The following is a 19,564-nucleotide window of genomic DNA, read 5'->3' on the forward strand; positions in this document are numbered from 1 at the left end:
TCTCTTTGTCTACGGCAGGACTCCTGACTTCCCCATCTTCGCTTTGGAGACAGGAAAGGAGGACGTATCCTTTCTTTCTCTTAACCCGATCGTAACATGGGTGAACAAGGTCATCCCCGCGCTAAAAAGCAGCTGAACATAATAGGCGATCCCTCTGCTCAGAACCATTCCCGGCAGTAAGAGCCCTGCTGTAAAGATGCTCTTGAAGATGACCAGGAACAGGTTCTCACTGATCCCCATACCGCCCGGAAGCGGGAGCATATCCACAGAGACTGATACGACAGCCTGCAGCATTACAATATCATATATATGCGCTCCTTTTAGGCCGAATGCCCGGTATACGAACCAAGTCACAAAAAACAGTGCAAAACGCTGGAAAAACGTGATCGCCAGCACATTGATGATCACCTTTATATGGCTTCTTAAATATGCCGCCGTCGCATTGTACTGATCCATGGAAGCCGCAAGCTTCTCCGTACGTTCCGGCTTGTGCTTCATGATCCTGAGCCGTTCCAGAATCCCCAGGCAGCTCATCATGATCATTTTTGCAAGAGCCGGGTGGAAGGCCAGTATGGTCATTGCGATACAGCAGCCCACATTCAGAGCCACCCCCAGATAGAACACCGGAAGGATTCCCTCCAGATATTTATGTACAAAGCCTCTCTGGAAAAATGCAACAAACAGGCCAATCACAACAAGGACTGATTTATATGTTATTGTAACAATCATCAGCACTAATGTCGAGACCGGAACGGGAATTTTATTTTTTCTCATATAATAAATCTGCATCGGCTGCCCGCCGCTGGCAGAGGGTGTGATCGCACTGAAAAAGAATCCTACGCAGGAATATTGGAAACAGGTCCTCTTCTTCGTATGTATCTTCAACGTGCCAAGCATATAGTGGATAATGATCGATTCTCCCCATATGAAGATCACAACACCTGCCACCGCCGGGAACAAGTAAAGAGGATTCACCTTCATGATCGCATGCAGTACTGCATGCAGGTCTTCTCCTTTAAATACACTGTAGATCGTCAGTGCAAATACGACCACCAGAAATATTGTATTGATTATTTTTTTCTTTTTACTCGCCACAATTCACTCTCTTTCCCACAGGACTTAATTTCCTGCGAAAGCATTTCCGATAGAGCCAGTCAAACAGCTTCTTCGGATATTGATATAGCTGTGTATGGAATGCCAGCCAGTATGTACCTTCCGCAGCCAGAATGGCTCCGATCACATCTACGATATAATGCTGCTTTGTCAGCTGAGTGGAGACACAGACCAGCAGGGCAAAGAAACAGGAAAAAATGCGGTATGCCTTCGGCACATTCTTCTGCTTCCGAATACCGATGTAACAAAACCAGCTCACAAGGCAGTGGATAGATGGAAACAGCCTTGTGGGGGAATCAATGCTGTATATAAACAAAAGCGTCGTCTCCCAGAGACCGGAGCCTGTGACCGCAGGCCTTATATTGGTCGTCGGCATCAACAGGTAGAATGCTCCACAGATCAGCCTGGACATCATATCCGCTGTTGCAAACCGGATGCAGTGTTCTTCTCCCTGCCGCGCAATTAATATATAATTCACGATCCAGAATATGTAACATCCCAGATATACGGATGCAAATGCCGGAACCAGAGGCACTGCCCTGTCTATTGGAAGGGTAAGGTCATAATGCTTCCACCCTTTTGCCACCAAATCTGTTCCCATATAGACCAGGAAATTCAGAGTCACACAGGATAACAGCGGAAATACTGCATAATCCGGAATGACTGCTTTATTCGTCCTGAATTTATTTTTCATGATGTACAACTCCTCTTATTTTATCTTAAATCACAGAATCCGCTCATGCATAGCTTCCTAAAAGGCAGTCCTGATAAATAGATGAAATACTTCTTAAATCACATCTTATTGGATATTATAGCAGACTTTTTTTCTGTTGTACTGCCAAAATTCATTTCTTAAGTAATTTATAATAATTCTTCCAAATTCTTTCAGGTTTTGTTTTGAAAGTTTTTCAACCATGTAAAAAGCGCCCGCCAAAATGGTGAGCGCTGTGATTTAAAACATATTTATGAAGCAGGAGCGGGATCATATTATAATACTGCTTTTTAAGGAAATCATGACAGCCGCCTCTTATAAATTTCATAATACTCCTGTTTGAATACATTGAAGATCACTCTTTCAATTTGTGTATCCTCCTTTAAATATTCTGTCACCGTCTGGATTGCGATCTCTGCTGCCTTCTCCTGCGGAAAATGAAATTCCCCCGTAGAAATACAGCAGAAGGCCACACTTTTTAACCCATATTCTGTCACAAGCTTAAGACAAGACCGGTAACAATCTGCCAGCTGCCTTATGTGTGTCTTAGTCAGCTCTCCCCATACGATCGGTCCCACAGTATGCAGCACATAGGTGCATGGAAGATTAAAAGCAGGTGTGATCTTGGCCGTTCCCGTCGGCTCTTCATGCCCCTGCCTTTTCATCAGCTCAGCACAGGTAAGCCGAAGCTGGATACCGCTCAGGCTGTGGATGATATTGTCGATGCAGGAATGACATGGATGAAAACATCCCAATAATGCACTGTTAGCCGCATTGACGATAGCATCTGCTTTCAAAGTCGTTATATCCCCCTTCCACAAAAACATCCTTCTGTCGCGGTGAACTGGCTCCAGCGTTTTTACATCTACCATGCCCTTTCGTCTGACTTCCTCACTCAGATATTCATCCTGGATCTTCAAAAACTCTTCACTGACCGGCCTGGGCGGACGGACATTCATCAGACTTCTTAAGAGGTTCTTCTGCTGGTCTGTGTCTGCCGGGATCTTTATGTCTGCATACTGAGTCTCTTCCTTTAAAAGCGCTTCTATGAGATACTCTCGCTGCTCATCATGTGTCATGGGATATTCCTCCTTTTTCAACTACAATAATTCATCTGCTCTGTTTCCTTCACAATGCAGACTGCTCCCTGGATCCACTTGCGTCAAAATCTCACTCAATACCTCTGCAATATCCATATTGATACACAGCGCCCGCGGTCTGATTTCTTCCGGGGCCCATGCCTCTCCCTGATTGATGCACACATAACGGAAATTCTCATACTTCCGGGTCAATTTCCAGAATGGAATCTTAATGATCCCCGGCGTGTTCATCCCACACCCCAATTCCAGCAAAAGTACATGGGCATCTTTATGCTGCTCAAGATAACTCTCATATCTTTGACAGGCCCGGTGCCATCCCTCGTCCTCCACAAAGGTATGATCCGCCCTCAGATTCATGCTCATCGGGGCATGACAACGCGGACAATACGGTACAAGCTCCGATGGCACCCGCATCTTTCGCTGTTCTTTCACCATCCGCAGGATACTCTCTTCATTATCATAAGTCTGTGCATGACAAGGCTTGGAACACTGCCATAGCCCAAAGTCACCCTGGGTATAAAAGAGCCTCTCTTTCTCAAATCCGGCCTTTTGAAAGCAGTGATCCACATTTGTCGTGATCACAAAATAGTCCTTCTCTTTTATCAGTTCGTATAGATCTGCGTATACCGGCTTCGGTGCCTCCTGATACCGGTTGATATAGATATAGCGGCTCCAGTATGCCCAGTGCTCCTCCGGCGTGGCAAAAGGATAGAAGCCGCCTGAATACATATCCTGAAAATGGTACTTTTCAATAAAATCCTGAAAATTCTCCTGAAATCGCGGGCCGGTATAGACAAAGCCGGCAGACGTAGACAAACCGGCGCCTGCACCGATCAGTACCGCATCTGCATTCTGCAGCTTAGCCTTTAATTGACGGATCCTATTCTCATCACAGAGCTCTCCCCTGGAAGTCGTTTCTGAAAACTCCATTTCAAATCGATTTCTCCTCATAGCTGCCCTCCAATACTTTACTTATCCACATTGTACTCCTTTTTTCACCAGACGTAAATCAGGCACCTTCAGGTAACTATGAGAGTTCGGCCGTATGAAAACTATTACATCGAGACCACCTGATCCGCGATTCCCATGGTTGACCTCCTGTGGGAAACTAAAAGGATCGTCTTCCCCTCCTTTTCTCTTTCCAGACTGTTCAGGATGATCCCTTCGTTCAGGCTGTCAATATTGCTCGTCGGTTCATCGAGCAGGATCATCCTGCTGTTATGCAGAAATGCCCTTGCAATTCCGATGCGCTGTCTCTCGCCCCCGGAAATACAATCTCCAAGTTCGGTCAGTTTACTGTCATACCCATGGGGAAGAGACATGATAAACTCATGAATGGATGCTTTTTTGGCTGCCTCCATTACCTCCTCACGAGTTGCATGTTCATCTGCTATCTTGATATTGTTCTCAATGGTGTCATGAAACAAAAATGTTTCTTGAGTCACATATGAGATTCCTCTGCGCAGGGATTTTGTTTGGATTTCATTCACATTCGTTCCTCCATAGCTGATGCTGCCCTGGTCTGTCTGGTAGAAACGCATCATCAATTTTAACAAGGTTGATTTGCCGCATCCGCTTTTTCCAAGTATCCCGTGTATCCTTCCAGGCTCAAATGTTGCATGAAAACCTTCCAGGACCTCCCGGGATGCATCTTCATACTTGAAGCTGACATCCTGGCAGGCTGCGTCTCCTTCCGGCAGCTTCGCGCCCTCCAGATTGTCCGTTACCACCGGGCTCTCCTCCAGCAGATTCAACACCCGGTTTCCGCTCGCCAGGGTATGATTCAGATTGTTTGATAATGCAGACAGTGCCGCGGTCGGCCCAAAAGAACTCATCATTCCGATCACAGCAGCCACTCCCTGATAAAATTCCAATCTTCCTGTCTGTACCAAATATCCGCAGACCACAAGCATCAGGATGCCGGATGTAAGAATCACCGAATCCGTAGCGATCCTCTGTGTATTTTCATCCTTTTTCAACTTCTCACTGGTCTGTTCCATCCGCCTGGTTTTCTGTGCCATATCCTCCATCCGGTTTTCCTTCTGCTGGTAATTGAGTATTTCGTCCAGTCCATAGAGATTATCCAGGACCGAGGTATTCAAGTTTCCGAAAGAATCCCTGTACTTCTGTCCGTTTTTTCTCCCCTTTCTGCTGTTTCTCACCGGAATTAATATCCCCACGATCACATAAGCTCCCATTCCGACTAATCCTGCCAGCGGATGCTGCATCCCTAAGTAAACTGTCATAACAACGGATGTGATAACAGCGATCGCGACCGGCGAGATCGTGTGTGCATAAAAAACCTCAAGAAGCTCGATATCACTTGTGATGATGGAAATCAGATTCCCCTTATCACTGCCATCCAGCTTCGCCGGAGCCAGCTTCCGAAGTGCATCAAATACCTGATGGCGGATCCCTGCCAGAAGTTTAAACGCGATATAATGGTTACAGGACTGCTCTGCATATCGCAGGATTCCCCTGAATACAGCCAGTATGATTAAAATAATGGCTATACTTTTAAACGTGAACTCCACTCCAGCTCCCGCGGCATTCAGCATTCCATAACCGCCAAAAATAGTCAGGAATGCAGCGGCAAGATTTCCCAGACATCCCATGAATACTGCAAGAAACATCCAGCCCAGAAGAGGCCTTATCATGGTGATCAGTCCTGCCATAACCTGCCAGGAACTCCGCTCTTTTTTTCTATTTCTTTCCATTACGCCGCTCCCTCCTGTGCATATTTTTCTAGTTCCTTCTGACTCATATAAAGCTTGGCATAGGCTCCCCGTTTCCTCAAAAGCTCCTCATGTCTTCCCCGTTCCACGACAGTTCCATCCTGTATCATCAGGATCTGGTCTGCCTCCGTCACATTGGCGAGCCTGTGGGAGATCAGGATCACACTCTTCACCGCTGCCAGTTCGCGGATCACATCCATGATCTGATTTTCACTCTCTGCATCGATATTAGAGGTGGCCTCATCAAAAATATAAATATCGCTGTCATGCAGAATCGCCCGCGCCAGAGCAAGCCGCTGCTTCTGTCCGCCGGACAGGTTTGATGCCTGTTCCTCCAGTTGCATGTCCAGCCCTCCTTTTTCCATCACAGTATCATAGAGGTTGACTTTTCTCAGCGCCCAGAACATTTCTTCTGCCGTGGCATCTTTCTTTCCCATCCTCAGGTTTTCTCTCACGGTTCCCTGAAACAGATAACTGTCATGACGGATTCTGGTGATCTTCTGATACAGAGCATCTTCGTTGATCTTTCGAACCGGAATGCCTCCGATTTTTATGTCCCCCTCATAGTCCAGATAATCGCGCATCAGCAGAGAAGAAATGGTGCTCTTCCCACATCCGGAGGCTCCTGCCAGTGCGGTGAAGCTTCCCGCCTCCACCTGAAAACTGATATCTTTTAAGACAGTTTTCCCATCGTCATATCCAAAGGTTACCCCCTCAAAATTAAGCGAGCTGTCTTCGATCTCTGTCACATGTCCCTTATCCGGCACCGGAGCGTCCAGGAGGCGGAAGATCTTGTCTGCCGCTGCATTTCCATTCATAGCGATATGGAAAAAGGAACCCAGCAGACGCAGCGGAAGGAAGAATTCCGCAGAGATCATGATCATAAAAAAGCACTCTGCCAGGCTGATCCTGCCATTTGTGAATTCCAGCACTCCGATGAGGATTCCTGCTGCCGCGCCGCCATATGCGACCAGATCCATCACACTGATGGAATTCAGCTGCATGATCAGGACCCGCATCGTGATCCTGCGAAACTTTTCCGCTTCCTCATCCATTTTCACGGCATACCGTTCGTCCGCCTGATAAATTTTCAGGGTCGTCAGTCCCTGCAGATTTTCCAGAAAAGAATCTCCTAATTCGGTGTAGGTCCCCCAGTATTTCCGGAGCATCTTTTTGGCAAATTTCTGTACTGCCACGATCGAAATAGGGATCAGCGGGACACACAGAAGAAGCACTGCCGCTGTTTTCATGTTCATGCTGCCGACAATAACAAACAGTATCACCGGAGCTGACAGGCTGTAGAAAAACTGCGGAATATATTTCCCAAAATAGATCTCCAGCTGATCCACCCCTTCTGTACTAACCTGCACGGCCTCGGAAGTCGCAGCAGTCTCACGGTAACGGCTTCCCAGCTCCATCAATTTTCTGTAAACTTTTTCCCGCAGTCCCCTTTTTACTGCCGTAGATGCCAGAAAGGAAAACCTGCTGTTTAAGGTATTCATCGCTGCTCTGACGAGTAATGCCCCGGTTAGGACAAGCAGGATCTTCTGGAAATCAGAGGCAGTCAGGCTCTGTGTGCGCATCCGGCCGATAAAGGATGCTGCGCTCAGCATCAAAATCACATTTGCAAGCAGGATCACCCATTGGGTCACTACCATACCTGCCGTATACTTTCGGTTTTCTTTAAATTCTTTTAATAATCGTTTATGAAACATGTGCTTTTTTCCTCCTGAATCTTCTTCCATAACGTGTGGCATGTCCGATCAGGAATATGCAGAATAAAAGTCCAGATGCTTTATGAACGATCTTGACCGCCATGATCCCGCCCAGTGGATGGATACAAAATCCTGAAATCACCATGACCGCTGTTATGATGTAAAATAAAAGTTCTCCGTATTTTTTCATGATGTCTGTCTCCTTTTCTCTTCTATATCGACTTTCCTACTCATCTATATCGATCTTCCTACTCATCTGCGGCAGGCTCCCTTCCCGATAATGATGTGGTTCTGATCTTGAATGTAAAGTAATAAATGTGGAACAGTGCCACCAGTAAAATCGCTGCCCTCGCCTGCCAGACCGGTACCAGTAAAAAGCTGACCGTAAAGATCAGACACAACGTAAGAATCGTCTTTCTCTTCGCGCCTTTTTCCATTTCCTTTTTATTCACTGCCGGCTCCACATATTTTTGATAAAGTGCAGTACTTAAAAACCAAGTATGGAAGCGCTTCGAACCTTTTGCAAAGCAGACCGCCGCCAGTATCAGAAAGGGAGTTGCCGGAAGCACCGGAAGCGCGATTCCAAAAGCCCCTAATCCGATCAATAAAAATCCAAGTGCGATAAACATACTATTGATTATTTTTTTCATATCCACCTCTTTATGTTCCATTCTCTCGTTGATCTGTCATGAATCTCTGTTCATTTCTTCCAATTTTTGCTAAACAAAAAGCGCCTAGTGGGATTGAGGGGTTACTGAAACCATTCGGTTCACATAAGCTCCTGTTCTCAATAAGCGCTTCGATTTTCTTTCCTTATAAGGCATCCTTAAAGGGTATGTTTTCTGTCTTAGAGTGCAGCTTTACCGGGAATCAACCGGTGATCCTTCTTACTCGTGATGTCCGCAGTGTCCGCCGCAATGGCTGCAGTCTCCTCCGCAGTGGATGGATTTTCCGTTCTTCTTATCACGGATCATGCCTCTGACTATAAATGCAACGATACCTGCGATGACTGCTCCTACAATAAATGTTCCCATAAAGCCTCCTCCTTTTACAATGCCCCTGACCGGGAGTGTCAAAGTGATGAATCTATTTTACCGATACGGTATGTTTTAAGTTGACCTTCAAGGCCGTGTTTTCTTTATATGGTCTTACCAGCAGGTAAATAAATCCTGCAATTAACAGCGCTGCCACGATTGTTCCTGCGCCGAACACGCCTGTTGCTGCAAAGGTACCGATCTGATATACGCAAAGTGAAACCATGTATGCCAGCAGGGTCTGGTATCCAATCGCAAACCAGAACCATTTTGCATTGTTCATCTCTCTCTTGATCGCTCCCATTGCGGCAAAGCATGGTGCACACAGAAGATTGAATACGAGGAATGAGTAAGCCGCAGCAGCCGTCATGCTCCCTGCCAGAGTCCCCCAGATCTCGTTTCCTTCCTCTGCCACTTCTGCAAAACCATACAGAATTCCAAAGGTACCGACCACATTTTCCTTGGCAACCAGACCAGTGATCGCTGCCACTGCCGATCTCCAGTCGCCCCATCCCAGAGGTGTGAAGATCCATGCAATTCCATTGCCCACAGCCGCCAGGATGCTGTGATTCAGTTCCATATCCTCTAACATTCTGAATGTTCCGTCCACCCATCCGAAATAAGAGGTGAACCACACAAGAATGGTGGAGAGAAGGATGATCGTACCAGCCTTCTTAATGAAAGACCAGCCGCGCTCCCACATGCTGCGCAGGACATTGCTGACTGTCGGAAGGTGGTAAGCCGGAAGTTCCATAACGAACGGCGCCGGATCTCCCGCAAACATTTTTGTCTTCTTTAAAATGATCCCGGAGCAGATGATCGCTGCGATCCCGACAAAATAAGCACTCGGTGCCACCCACCACGCTCCGCCGAACAGCGCGCCTGCAATCAGTCCGATGATCGGAAGCTTGGCGCCGCACGGGATAAAGGTAGTCGTCATAATGGTCATCTTCCGGTCGCGGTCATTTTCAATCGTACGGGATGCCATGATTCCGGGAACCCCACAGCCGCTTCCGATCAGCATGGGAATAAAGGATTTCCCGGACAGACCGAATTTACGGAAAAGACGGTCCATGATAAAGGCGATCCTTGCCATATAGCCGCACGCTTCCAAAAATGCCAGAAAGATAAACAATACCAGCATCTGCGGCACGAATCCGAGGACCGCACCAACACCCGCAACAATTCCGTTTAAGATCAGTCCCTGAAGCCACGGTGCGCAGCCGACTGCGTTAAGCGCTGACTCGATGATCACCGGAACGCCCGGCACATGGATTCCAAAAAAGCTCCATCCCTCTCCGAAAACACCGTCGTTCGCCCAGTCTTTCGCCCATGTCCCAACGGTTGTCACTGAAACATAATACACGATAAACATCACCACAGCGAAAATCGGTAGTGCCAGAAATCTATTTGTCACGATCCGGTCGATCTTATCAGAGGTTGTCATTTTACCTTTGCTCTTTTTAGTATAACACTCGTCGATCATAGAAGAAATATAAACATATCTTTCATTCGTAATGATGCTTTCCGTATCATCATCCATTTCTGCCTCGATTGCCTGGATCTCCTCCGACACATCCGGTACCCGGGTCATCTGTTCCTTGATTTTTTCATCCTTTTCCAGCAGCTTGACTGCGAAGAAACGTTTCTGTTCCTCAGGGACCTCATCCCCCAGCTTCTGTTCAATGGATTCCAGCACATCCTCAACCTCCGGGGCGAATCTATGTACCAGCTTGGCCGCCTGCTTCCTGCCTGCCGCCGCTGCTGCTCTTTTGGCCGCCGCGGCTACGCCGGTTCCTTTCAGTGCAGAGATCTCTACAACTTCGCACCCCAGTTTCCTGCCCAGCTTTTCAATATGGATCTTATCACCGTTCTTCTCCACAACATCCATCATATTGACAGCCATGATCACCGGAATTCCCAGCTCGATCAGCTGCGTCGTCAGATAAAGGTTTCTTTCCAGATTCGTCCCGTCTATGATGTTCAGGATCGCATCCGGTCTTTCCCGGATCAGATAATTCCTGGCCACCACTTCCTCCAATGTGTACGGGGAAAGTGAATAAATCCCCGGAAGGTCTGTGATGACTACATCCTTATACCCTTTCAGCTTTCCTTCCTTTTTCTCCACCGTAACCCCCGGCCAGTTTCCTACAAACTGATTCGAACCGGTCAGTGCATTGAACAACGTCGTTTTCCCACAGTTCGGGTTTCCTGCCAGTGCAATTTTAACAGCCATTTTCCCATTTCCTCCTGATCTTTTTACTTCCTGATATGATACTTTGATTTGCGGTATTTGCCACAGTCCCCCAGGGCACGCATGACAGAATCTCCTATAGAGATTCGACCAGTATCATTTCTGCATCCGCTTTTCTAAGGGAGAGTTCATACCCCCTGACGGTAACTTCTACAGGATCACCAAAAGGCGCAACCTTTCTCACGAAGACCTCCACTCCTTTTGTGATTCCCATATCCATGATCCGTCTCTTCACGGGACCTTCCCCTGTCAGCTTCGATACCTTGACCTTTTTGCCGCACGGGATATCTTTTAATGTTTCCATCGCTCTTTCCTCCAAAATCACTCTATTTTCCATCTCAGTCAAAGCGGATATCAAAAATCCGCCCAGCCGTTTTCCTGATGAGGTTAGCCTACCATGATCTTATTCGCCATATCCCTTCCGATGGCAACTCTGGAATCCTTCACATTCACGATCATGTTGCCGCCGTTAACAGAAACCACCGTTACTTTCCCTCCTGTAACAAAGCCGAGATTTTCCAAAAATCTTCTTGTCTCCTCTTTTCCTCCGATTCTGCGGATAGTATTAGGTTCCCCTTCTCTAAGCATTGATAATGGCATCACGATTCCTCCGATCAATTTATTGATAATGATTTTCAATTTCATGGTTATTATATATTTCTCAATTGGAAATGTCAAGCATTTTTGATAATATTTCTCAATTACACTTTCATTTACAGCCAGAAGGAAATTGAAAAATAGATTTTATAGTACAAACCTACTTGTCACTCCCCTTCGTCCATGTTATCCTAAACTTATTCGAGTACAATAGGGAAATTCGTGTATCATATCGCAGTCTATTCTTGTTTTTTCTGGGAAGGGATATCCAGGAACTCATAACACACAGAACAAGGAGGACATTTGCTTATGATCCAAAAAGAAGAACAAAGGAACCCTGTCAGGACCGCCCTCTCACGGGAGGAATATCTGCGCAGCCTCGCTGCCGGCAGTGAGCGGCTGAACATCTGCCTGACGAATGATTACGCTTTTCGCAAGACCTTTAAAAATCCAAAGGTGGCAAAAGGATTTCTGATGGCTCTTATGGGGCTGACCGAAGATGAGATCGTACAGATCGAGATACTCGACCCGTATGAAGCCGGAGAAAATGCCGATGAAAAAGAGGGAATTCTCGACATTAAGCTCCATCTGAACAATCATAGTAAGATCAATATTGAACTGCAGAACCGTTACCAGGAAGACTGGTCCGAGCGGAGTATATTCTATAACTGCAGGATGTTTACTGAGGGGTTCATTCATGGAAGTACATATGGAGACATGGAACCCTGCATTCATGTTGGAATTTTGAATTTTTCCTTCATGAAAAGTCCGGGATTTCATCACCGGATCCTGCTGACGGATGACAAGACGAATGAAGTATACAGTAGTAAATTCCTCTTCCATGTGATAGAATTAAGAAAACTGGAACGTACATGCCCGGATGATGCGCAGCAGGAACTTTATCACTGGGCAAAGATGTTAGCAGCAACGGACTGGGAGGCGGTTTGTATGGAAGCCAAAGGAAATCCTTATATGGAAGCGGCAAAAGATGAGATGGAAAAAATCAATCAGAGCGAAATGGAGAGATACCTGTATCTCCGCAGGGAGATGGCGATCACTGATGAGATCAGCCGGATCAGGACTGCTACGAATCAGGGAATGAAAGAAGGACTTAAGCAAGGACTTAAAGAGGGGCTTAAAGAAGGACTTAAAGAAGGAGAACTGCTCAAACTGATTACACAAGCTAGAAAAAAGTACGATAAAGGGAAATCACCTGCTGAAACTGCCGAAGCTTTAGAAGAAACGGTAGAAACCATTCAGGATATTTATCAGGTCATAGAACAGAATTCTGATAAATCAGATAGTGACCTTCTTGAAATTTTCAAGGGAAAGCTTGGTTTTCCTGATTTATAACAGATCAACCCAATTGATAAAATTTTAGATCTCTTCTGGAAAAAATTCAGGAAGCTGATACTCTCTATTTCGTAAGTATCAGCTTCCTTTTTCTTTACTCTGATAAGTTTATCATATCATTAGTTCCATCGTACTATGAATATTTTCTCTCCAATATCCTGCACTGATAAGCAGCAAGTTCCACTTGATCCCTTAATACTTCTCCCGTTTCAATATCCTCGCATTCGAAGTTCGTATGTATCACTTCTCCTGTGGTATTAAAATTCATTACAAACCATAAGCTCCTCGTCCCATCCTTAGAGACTCTTCTCGTAATAAATACATTTTTAGCAATCGCGTCTGTCAGTTCACAATTCAAGCCATTTTCTTGTAGGATTTCATGATACAGAGCTTTGATGAATTCATACTCTGCTTCAGCAGCTATAAAATATGCCTGTCCCTTCCCATATTTATGCTTTGTCAGTGCCGGATAGCCCTGATAGAAATCTGCTTCATATACTCCCAGAACTTCTGCTGTTTCTGCATGGCAAATCGCACAAAGATCTTTGATCTCATATGCTTTATCCTGATAGAGTACATGATTTACCGTATCAAGTGGACGGACATCGATTTCTTCGGTTCTGATTCCGAGCAGTTCTCTAAGCGGATGCTCGTCAAGGAAGCAGAGATCCGAGTCATTAACTTCTCCGCTCCAGTATGTAGTCACGTATGTGCCCCCATCCGCTACATATCTTTTGACTGTATCGATATAGTTCCCCCTGTACATATAGTTAGCCGGGGCAATGACAAGCGCATATCCCTCTAAAGTATCATCCATATTTACCATATCAACATCTACGCCTGCCTCACACAGCCCTTTAAAATAATCAGAAATTCTTTCCAGATACTTAAAGGGTGATACGATTGCTGCTGCATCCTCCACAGCCCAAAAGTTTTCCCAGTCAAATACAAATGCAACTTTTGGCTTATTGCATGTGCCTAAAACTTTTTCTGAAATACGTTTAAGTCTATCCCCAAGTTCTGCCACATCCCTGAACACTCTGGTGTTGTTTCCGTTTTTATGGTCGATCACCGCACCATGATACTTTTCAAAACCTCCGCGGCCCTTTCTCCATTGGAAATACTGCACGCTGTCAGCTCCATACGCTACGGCCTGTAAGGATGACAGTGCATGCATACCCGGTCTTTTCAGAGAATTTCTGGGGAACCAGTTCACCACAGAAGGGGTGCTCTCCATCATGAGAAACGGCTGCTTCTTAAGGCTTCTGATCAATGTATGGGCAAACGCAGCCTGCAGCGCTGCTTCATTCATCTCATTCACATGCCACCTCGGATAATTATCATATGACACAATGTCGAATTCTCCCGCCCATTTAAAATAATCCAGTTCCTTAAAGGTCTCCATAAAATTAGACAGGCATGGTCTGTCACTGTATTTTTTGACTGCAGCTATTTCTGCCTTTGCAAAATCCAGCATCTGATCGCTTACAAATCTCTTGTAGTCCAGTTTCATTCCATGCATCGTTAACTCACTGTTATCAGATGGAGTGATGATCTGCTCCCAGTCTGTATAAATATTGCCCCAGAACGAGGTCCACCATGCATGATTCAGCTCGTCAAGCGTCTGATATCTCTCCCTGAGCCAATTTCTAAAATTCGCCTCACAATATGGGCAGTGACATCCCACTTCCTTTAGGTCACCGCCATATTCATTGGATATATGCCATGCCAGAAGTCCTTCGTGATGTCCGAACTGCTTTGCAAGCGCCTCATTCACTGCATGCATCTTTTCCCTCAATACGGGAGAAGAGGGACAAAAGTTATGTCTCTGGCCATGCTTTCTACGGACCCCACTGCCATACATCTTCATTACTTCATCATACTGATCCGTCATCCAGTGCGGCAATGCACCTGAGGGGGTAGCCAAAATTGTATAGATACCATTTGAATACAGACGGTCCATAATTTCCTGCAGCCACTGAAAGTCATACATCCCTTCTTTTGGTTCCAGCCTGGCCCAGGAAAAGATCCCCAGGCTGACGCAGTTCACACCAGCTTCTTTCATGTACTTTATGTCATTTTCAAGCACCTTTGGATAATCCAGCCACTGATCAGGGTTGTAGTCTCCGCCATGCAGAAGTTTATGATATCTAATCTGTTCCATTTTTCTCTCACTCCCGATTCCTAAATTTAAAATTTACATATCATCTAATACTACCAGCTTATCATAGCAATGTATACTCAGATAGTAATTTTTGTTCTGCTTTTTGTAAATTTGTTCGCATAGTACCATTGCCGGAAAAGATCACCGTACGCCTAAAGGCTCCTGATCTGCTCCCAGGCCTCCTCATCAAACTCGCGGTCTTTATAGTAATATTTCTTATCCGCTTCCGTGATCTTCTTCACGACCCTGCATGGATTTCCTGCTGCCACACACCAGTCCGGGATATCCTTCGTCACAACACTGCCCGCACCGATCACCGTATTGCTTCCGATATGCACTCCGGGCAGGATCACGGTATTGCCTCCGATCCATACATTATCCCCGATGGTGACCTCGATTCCATACTCATACATGGAATTTCTGGAGACCGGATGAATCGGATGCCCCGCGGTGTAAATCGCCACATTGGGAGCCAGCAGGCAGTTATCGCCTATCGTTACCGGTGCGACATCGATGATCGAGCAGTTATAATTTGCATAGAAATTCTTCCCCACCTTAATATGGGAACCATAATCACAGTAGAACGGCGGGTTGATAAATGCCCCTTCTGATTCTCCCAGCAATTCCTTTACCGTCCTGCCAATCTCATCGAAATCCGAACGATCCATAAAATTCAGCTTCTGCAAAATCTTTCTGCATTCTTTTTGTTCTTCCATCACGGCATCATCAGAGATGTATGCCATGCCGGCATCTCTTCGTGTAATATTGTCCATCTTTTCTTCTCCTCACTAAGCAAAACAAATATTGATAGATCCGCTTCGTTACTTTAATGATACTGTTTTATGCTGCTGTTTCCTGCGTATCAGCGTCCCATTTGCCCCCAGGACACCATCGGATACGTTTCTGCTAAACAGGATTTCTCCCCCGGCTTTTACCCTGATCTCTTCCTTCGAGCAGTTCAGAAGGACTTCAATCTCATGCCCTGTGTCATCCAGTTTGATGTATTCCACACACCGCTTCTGCGGATACTCATCCGGGAAATGAAAGTAAAGGCTCCTGCAGGCATCCTCCTGTTTTCTCATCCGGATCAGACACTGCACCGCTTTGATACGTCTCTGGTTCTCATCCGAGCTGATCTCCTCCCAGGGCATACATCTGCGGCAGTCCGGGTCGAACCCGCCCTCCATCGCAATTTCTGTACCATAGTAAATACAAGGGCTTCCGGGCATGGTAAACAACACTGCCAGCTGCTGGTAAAAGATGTCTAAATCATGGTAACGGTTCATCAACCGCTCCGTATCGTGGGAATCCAAAAGGTTAAACATGACATTATTATTCTGCTGCATATACATCGTGTAACAGCGGTTGATCATATATTCAAAGTCCAGCCTGCTAAGGCTGTCATCCATGAAAAAATCATGGATCCCGCTCATCATCGGATAATTCATTACGGAATCGTACTCATCACCGCCAAGCCACGGTCCGGCATCATGCCAGATTTCTCCCAGGAGGTAAATATCCGGTTTGATCCCTTTTAAGTGTTCCCTGATTCTTTTTAAGAATCGGTGTGAGACCTCATTTCCCACATCAAAACGGATTCCGTCTATATCATAATCACGGATCCAGTCCTCACAGACGTTACAGAAATAAGAAACCACCTCTTCGTTGTTTGTATTGAGCTTCGGCATCCCATCCGCGAATGCGAAGGAATAGAACCTGCCGTCCCTCGTATCCGCCCTCTTTTGAAGCCGGGACCAGTCCTGAACCATAAACCAGCCGGCATAAGGAGAATCCTTCCCCTTCTCAAGCACATCCTGCCACGGAGCAAATTCTCTGCCGCAATGGTTAAATACGGCATCCACCATCACCCTGATTCCCGCTTCATGGGCCTCTTTTACCAGCCGTACAAAGTCTGCCTCGTCTCCGAAATGCGGATCGATCCTCGTATAATCCCTGGTATCATATTTATGGCTGGACTTTGCCTCCATGATCGGATTGAGGTAGATTCCCGTGATCCCCAGGTCCTTTAGATAGGGAAGCTTCTGACGGATCCCCTCCAGACTGCCGCCGTACCGCTCCTCATTTTTTACAGGCCCCGTCTGCCACGGCCTGATATCCGGCGTGTTTTTTTCAGGCGCTCCGTTACAGAAGCGGTCCGGGAAAATCTGATACCAGATCGTCTCATTCACCCAGTCCGGCGTCCGGTTCACATCCGCCGGGTTCATCCAGGGCACAGTAAAACACTGCAGCATCCTGCCTTCCATATTCAACTGCTCTTGTGTAAGAAATCCATCCTCTAAATAGTACCATACTTCCTGGTCCGTATGAAGTTCAAAATAATACTTGCACCGCTTATAAGGCGGAGTCAGTGTGGTAGTCCACCAAAGCTGACGGCGCAGCCGTTTCTTATAACAGATTTCCTCCCGCTTTCCACGCCAGACCTCGCAGCCGCCTAATATCCCGGCATCATACGGATCTCCATAATGGATAAAAACCTGCTTCACGTCGTATCCGGTCTTTAAGTTTATAACCAGCTCCCTTTCATTGAGTGCATAGCTCATCTGCTCCGATGTCTTGTGATAAACTGCTGTAAATTCCATGCCTGCCTCCCATTCTATTTTCAGCCGCGGATCAGGTTTTATAGGCTGATCCCGGCATTTTTTCCGATTTTTGGGTATCGAAAAAGGGCATGGCTCTTCCCTCAGATATTCATGCCCTTTTCTTTTATATCCGTTAATGCTAAGTAGCGCCAGATACTGCTCTGGCTGTGTATCTTACATACAAAATCCCGGCCTTATGCATCCGCCTAACGGTTTACTATCAGTTTCCGGAAATGTTTCAGCTGTCTCTCTGCCCTTTCAAAATCAGGCATCCTCCACTCCCAGTTCGGAGAACCAACGGTTCCCGGCGTATTCATATGGCCTTCTTTTCCCAGTCCGATGATATCGGCCATTGGGAGGATGGCGAACTCTGCCTTACAGTCCAGTGCATAGGCGATCAGTCTGTCATGGACGCCTCCCTGCTTGTATCCTTCTCGTTTCAGGAACTGACGGACCTTCCTCTTTGCAGCAGTCGTCAGGTTCTGGTACCATTCCATCAGCGTATCGTTGTCATGGGTGCCTGTATAGATGATCATATTCTCTACATCCTGGAAACTGTCATAGGCGTATTTTCCGCCTGTCTCAATGGAAAATACGAGAACCTTCATTCCTTTCAGCTTATAATGGTCTTTGAGTTCCAGTACTTCCGGCCGTAAATCCCCCAGGTCCTCAGCCACCAGATTCAAGCCTTCGATCCGGGCTTTCAGGGTGTTGATCACCTCATATCCGGGCGCCTCGATCCAGTCGCCCTCGACCGCGGTCGGACAGGATGCCGGAATCTTCCAGAAGGTGTCAAATGCCCGGAAATGGTCGATTCTGATGATATCAAACAGACGGCTGCTGTAACCGATCCGGTCTACCCAGAACTGATAGTCGTTTTCCTTCATATAGTCCCAGTCATAGATCGGGTTGCCCCATCTCTGCCCCGTAGCGCTGAAATAATCCGGCGGAACTCCTGCGATAAAGACCGGCCTTCCATCTGTATCCAGAAGGAAGTTCTCCTTCCCGGCCCACACGTCCACGGAGTCCACGCCCACATAGAACGGCACATCTCCCATGATCTCGATCCCGCTTTCATTGGCCGCACTCTTTACCTGCATCCACTGGCGGTAGAACAAATACTGCAGGAACATCTGGTACTGTGCCTCCAGCTCGATCTCAGACAACAGCTCCGTCCGTTTTTCCGGCCAGTCCTTATCCTCTTGTTTCCACTCATTCCAGCAGACTCCGCCGTTTGCCGCTTTCAGTGCCCGGAACACACCATATTCATACACCCAGTCCTGGGACGCAAATTCCTGATACTCCTCTTCCTGGAGCCATTCCTTCTGACTGAAATTCTGGAAAGCCTTTCTTAAATATGGCTCCTTAAATGCACGGACAGCATCGTAATCTACTGTTTTCTCCTGCTCGTGAAAAGACGGCGGCAGTTCCTCTAAAAGCCCTTCGTCGCATAGCGCATCCAGACTGATGTACAGCTCGTCTCCCGCGCAGGAAGAATACGGCTGATACGGGGAGTTCCCGTATCCGACCGGATTCAGCGGCAGGATCTGCCAGATCTTCACGCCATTTTCTCTTAATAATTCAATAAAGCGGTATGTATCTTTTCCCAGTTCCCCCACTCCCGTCCGGGACGGAAGGGAAGATACCGGCATCAAAATCCCTGCTTTTTTCATGTTCGTGTCTCCTTTTATAGGTGCCAGATGTCTCTGTTATATTCCGCGATGGTCCTGTCGGATGAGAAGAATCCAGCCTTTGCGATATTCACAAGCATCTTCTTCGCCCATGCGGTCTCATCCTCATAATCCTCAAGCATCTGCTCTTTTGTTCTGATGTAATCTTTCACATCCAAAAGCGTCATGAACCAGTCCTTGCTCACCAGCTCTTTGTACAGACGTCCCAGGTTCACCGGATCACCGATGCGGATCAGATCCTTGCTGATGATGAAGTCAACCAGCTCTTCCACCATCGGATCGTTATCATAGATATCAGCGGAGCAGTAGCCGCTTGTTTCATACAGCTTGATGACATTTTCAGACTTCTCACCGAAAATATAAATATTCTCGTCTCCTACCAGCTGATGGATCTCCACATTCGCACCATCCTCAGTTCCTAATGTCACCGCACCGTTTAACATAAACTTCATGTTTCCGGTTCCGGATGCTTCCTTGGATGCCAGAGAGATCTGCC

The 19,564-nt window shown here is 46.6% G+C and carries 18 protein-coding genes; 1 reads left to right on the forward strand and 17 read right to left on the reverse strand.

The window, feature by feature from the left end:
- Window positions 1-9: 9 nt before the first annotated feature.
- From AC4OGX_RS01680 to AC4OGX_RS01735, 12 genes are all read right to left on the reverse strand, one after another.
- Window positions 10-1,095 (reverse strand): lysylphosphatidylglycerol synthase transmembrane domain-containing protein, encoded by a 1,086-nt coding sequence (locus AC4OGX_RS01680; protein WP_493328063.1) that lies wholly within the window; start codon window positions 1,093-1,095, stop codon window positions 10-12.
- Window positions 1,085-1,807, reverse strand: coding sequence for a phosphatase PAP2 family protein (locus AC4OGX_RS01685; RefSeq protein WP_493328065.1), 723 nt, complete (start codon window positions 1,805-1,807; stop codon window positions 1,085-1,087). Before AC4OGX_RS01685 ends, AC4OGX_RS01680 begins: the two co-directional genes overlap by 11 nt.
- Window positions 1,808-2,124: 317 nt before the next feature.
- Window positions 2,125-2,904, reverse strand: a complete 780-nt coding sequence (locus AC4OGX_RS01690; RefSeq protein WP_493328067.1) for a protein-ADP-ribose hydrolase — start codon at window positions 2,902-2,904, stop codon at window positions 2,125-2,127.
- A 21-nt stretch (window positions 2,905-2,925) separates the two neighbouring features.
- On the reverse strand, window positions 2,926-3,855 hold the full coding sequence (locus tag AC4OGX_RS01695; RefSeq protein WP_493328102.1) for an SIR2 family NAD-dependent protein deacylase: 930 nt from the start codon (window positions 3,853-3,855) through the stop codon (window positions 2,926-2,928).
- A 125-nt stretch (window positions 3,856-3,980) separates the two neighbouring features.
- Window positions 3,981-5,642, reverse strand: coding sequence for an amino acid ABC transporter ATP-binding/permease protein (locus AC4OGX_RS01700; RefSeq protein WP_493328069.1), 1,662 nt, complete (start codon window positions 5,640-5,642; stop codon window positions 3,981-3,983).
- Window positions 5,642-7,375, reverse strand: a complete 1,734-nt coding sequence (locus AC4OGX_RS01705) for an ABC transporter ATP-binding protein/permease (RefSeq protein ID WP_493328071.1) — start codon at window positions 7,373-7,375, stop codon at window positions 5,642-5,644. Before AC4OGX_RS01705 ends, AC4OGX_RS01700 begins: the two co-directional genes overlap by 1 nt.
- The gene (locus tag AC4OGX_RS01710) at window positions 7,365-7,565 is read right to left on the reverse strand and encodes a hypothetical protein (protein ID WP_493328073.1); all 201 of its coding nucleotides are present in this window, start codon (window positions 7,563-7,565) and stop codon (window positions 7,365-7,367) included. Before AC4OGX_RS01710 ends, AC4OGX_RS01705 begins: the two co-directional genes overlap by 11 nt.
- A gap of 58 nt (window positions 7,566-7,623) precedes the next feature.
- Window positions 7,624-8,025 carry a YbaN family protein gene (locus AC4OGX_RS01715; RefSeq protein WP_493328075.1) on the reverse strand — a complete coding sequence of 134 codons (402 nt, stop codon included), beginning with the start codon at window positions 8,023-8,025 and terminating at the stop codon, window positions 7,624-7,626.
- Window positions 8,026-8,262: 237 nt separating this feature from the next.
- Window positions 8,263-8,409, reverse strand: coding sequence for a FeoB-associated Cys-rich membrane protein (locus AC4OGX_RS01720; protein ID WP_493328076.1), 147 nt, complete (start codon window positions 8,407-8,409; stop codon window positions 8,263-8,265).
- 52 nt (window positions 8,410-8,461) lie between these two features.
- Window positions 8,462-10,645 (reverse strand): ferrous iron transport protein B, encoded by a 2,184-nt coding sequence (gene feoB / locus AC4OGX_RS01725; protein ID WP_493328077.1) that lies wholly within the window; start codon window positions 10,643-10,645, stop codon window positions 8,462-8,464.
- Window positions 10,646-10,739: 94 nt separating this feature from the next.
- Window positions 10,740-10,967, reverse strand: a complete 228-nt coding sequence (locus tag AC4OGX_RS01730; protein WP_493328103.1) for a FeoA family protein — start codon at window positions 10,965-10,967, stop codon at window positions 10,740-10,742.
- 83 nt (window positions 10,968-11,050) lie between these two features.
- On the reverse strand, window positions 11,051-11,263 hold the full coding sequence (locus AC4OGX_RS01735; protein ID WP_493328078.1) for a FeoA family protein: 213 nt from the start codon (window positions 11,261-11,263) through the stop codon (window positions 11,051-11,053).
- Between the two features lie 306 nt (window positions 11,264-11,569).
- On the opposite strand from AC4OGX_RS01735, the gene AC4OGX_RS01740 reads away from it, so the two are divergent.
- On the forward strand, window positions 11,570-12,613 hold the full coding sequence (locus tag AC4OGX_RS01740; RefSeq protein WP_493328079.1) for an Rpn family recombination-promoting nuclease/putative transposase: 1,044 nt from the start codon (window positions 11,570-11,572) through the stop codon (window positions 12,611-12,613).
- A 133-nt stretch (window positions 12,614-12,746) separates the two neighbouring features.
- Here the strand turns inward: AC4OGX_RS01740 and AC4OGX_RS01745 are convergent, their stop codons facing one another.
- The 5 genes from AC4OGX_RS01745 to AC4OGX_RS01765 all read right to left on the reverse strand — a co-directional run.
- Complete coding sequence (locus tag AC4OGX_RS01745) at window positions 12,747-14,777, reverse strand: beta-galactosidase (protein WP_493328080.1); 2,031 nt, start codon at window positions 14,775-14,777, stop codon at window positions 12,747-12,749.
- A 152-nt stretch (window positions 14,778-14,929) separates the two neighbouring features.
- Window positions 14,930-15,550: a sugar O-acetyltransferase gene (locus tag AC4OGX_RS01750; RefSeq protein ID WP_493328081.1), complete on the reverse strand. Its 621-nt coding sequence runs from the start codon at window positions 15,548-15,550 to the stop codon at window positions 14,930-14,932.
- Window positions 15,551-15,598: 48 nt separating this feature from the next.
- Window positions 15,599-17,377, reverse strand: a complete 1,779-nt coding sequence (locus tag AC4OGX_RS01755; RefSeq protein ID WP_493328083.1) for an alpha amylase N-terminal ig-like domain-containing protein — start codon at window positions 17,375-17,377, stop codon at window positions 15,599-15,601.
- Window positions 17,378-17,583: 206 nt separating this feature from the next.
- Entirely contained in the window at window positions 17,584-19,050 is a 1,467-nt protein-coding gene (malQ, locus tag AC4OGX_RS01760; protein ID WP_493328084.1) for a 4-alpha-glucanotransferase, read from the reverse strand.
- 14 nt (window positions 19,051-19,064) lie between these two features.
- The coding region (locus tag AC4OGX_RS01765) for a glycogen/starch/alpha-glucan phosphorylase (RefSeq protein ID WP_493328085.1) at window positions 19,065-19,564 on the reverse strand (500 nt) is incomplete at its 5' end.

It is taken from the genome of Faecalicatena sp. (assembly GCF_058819085.1).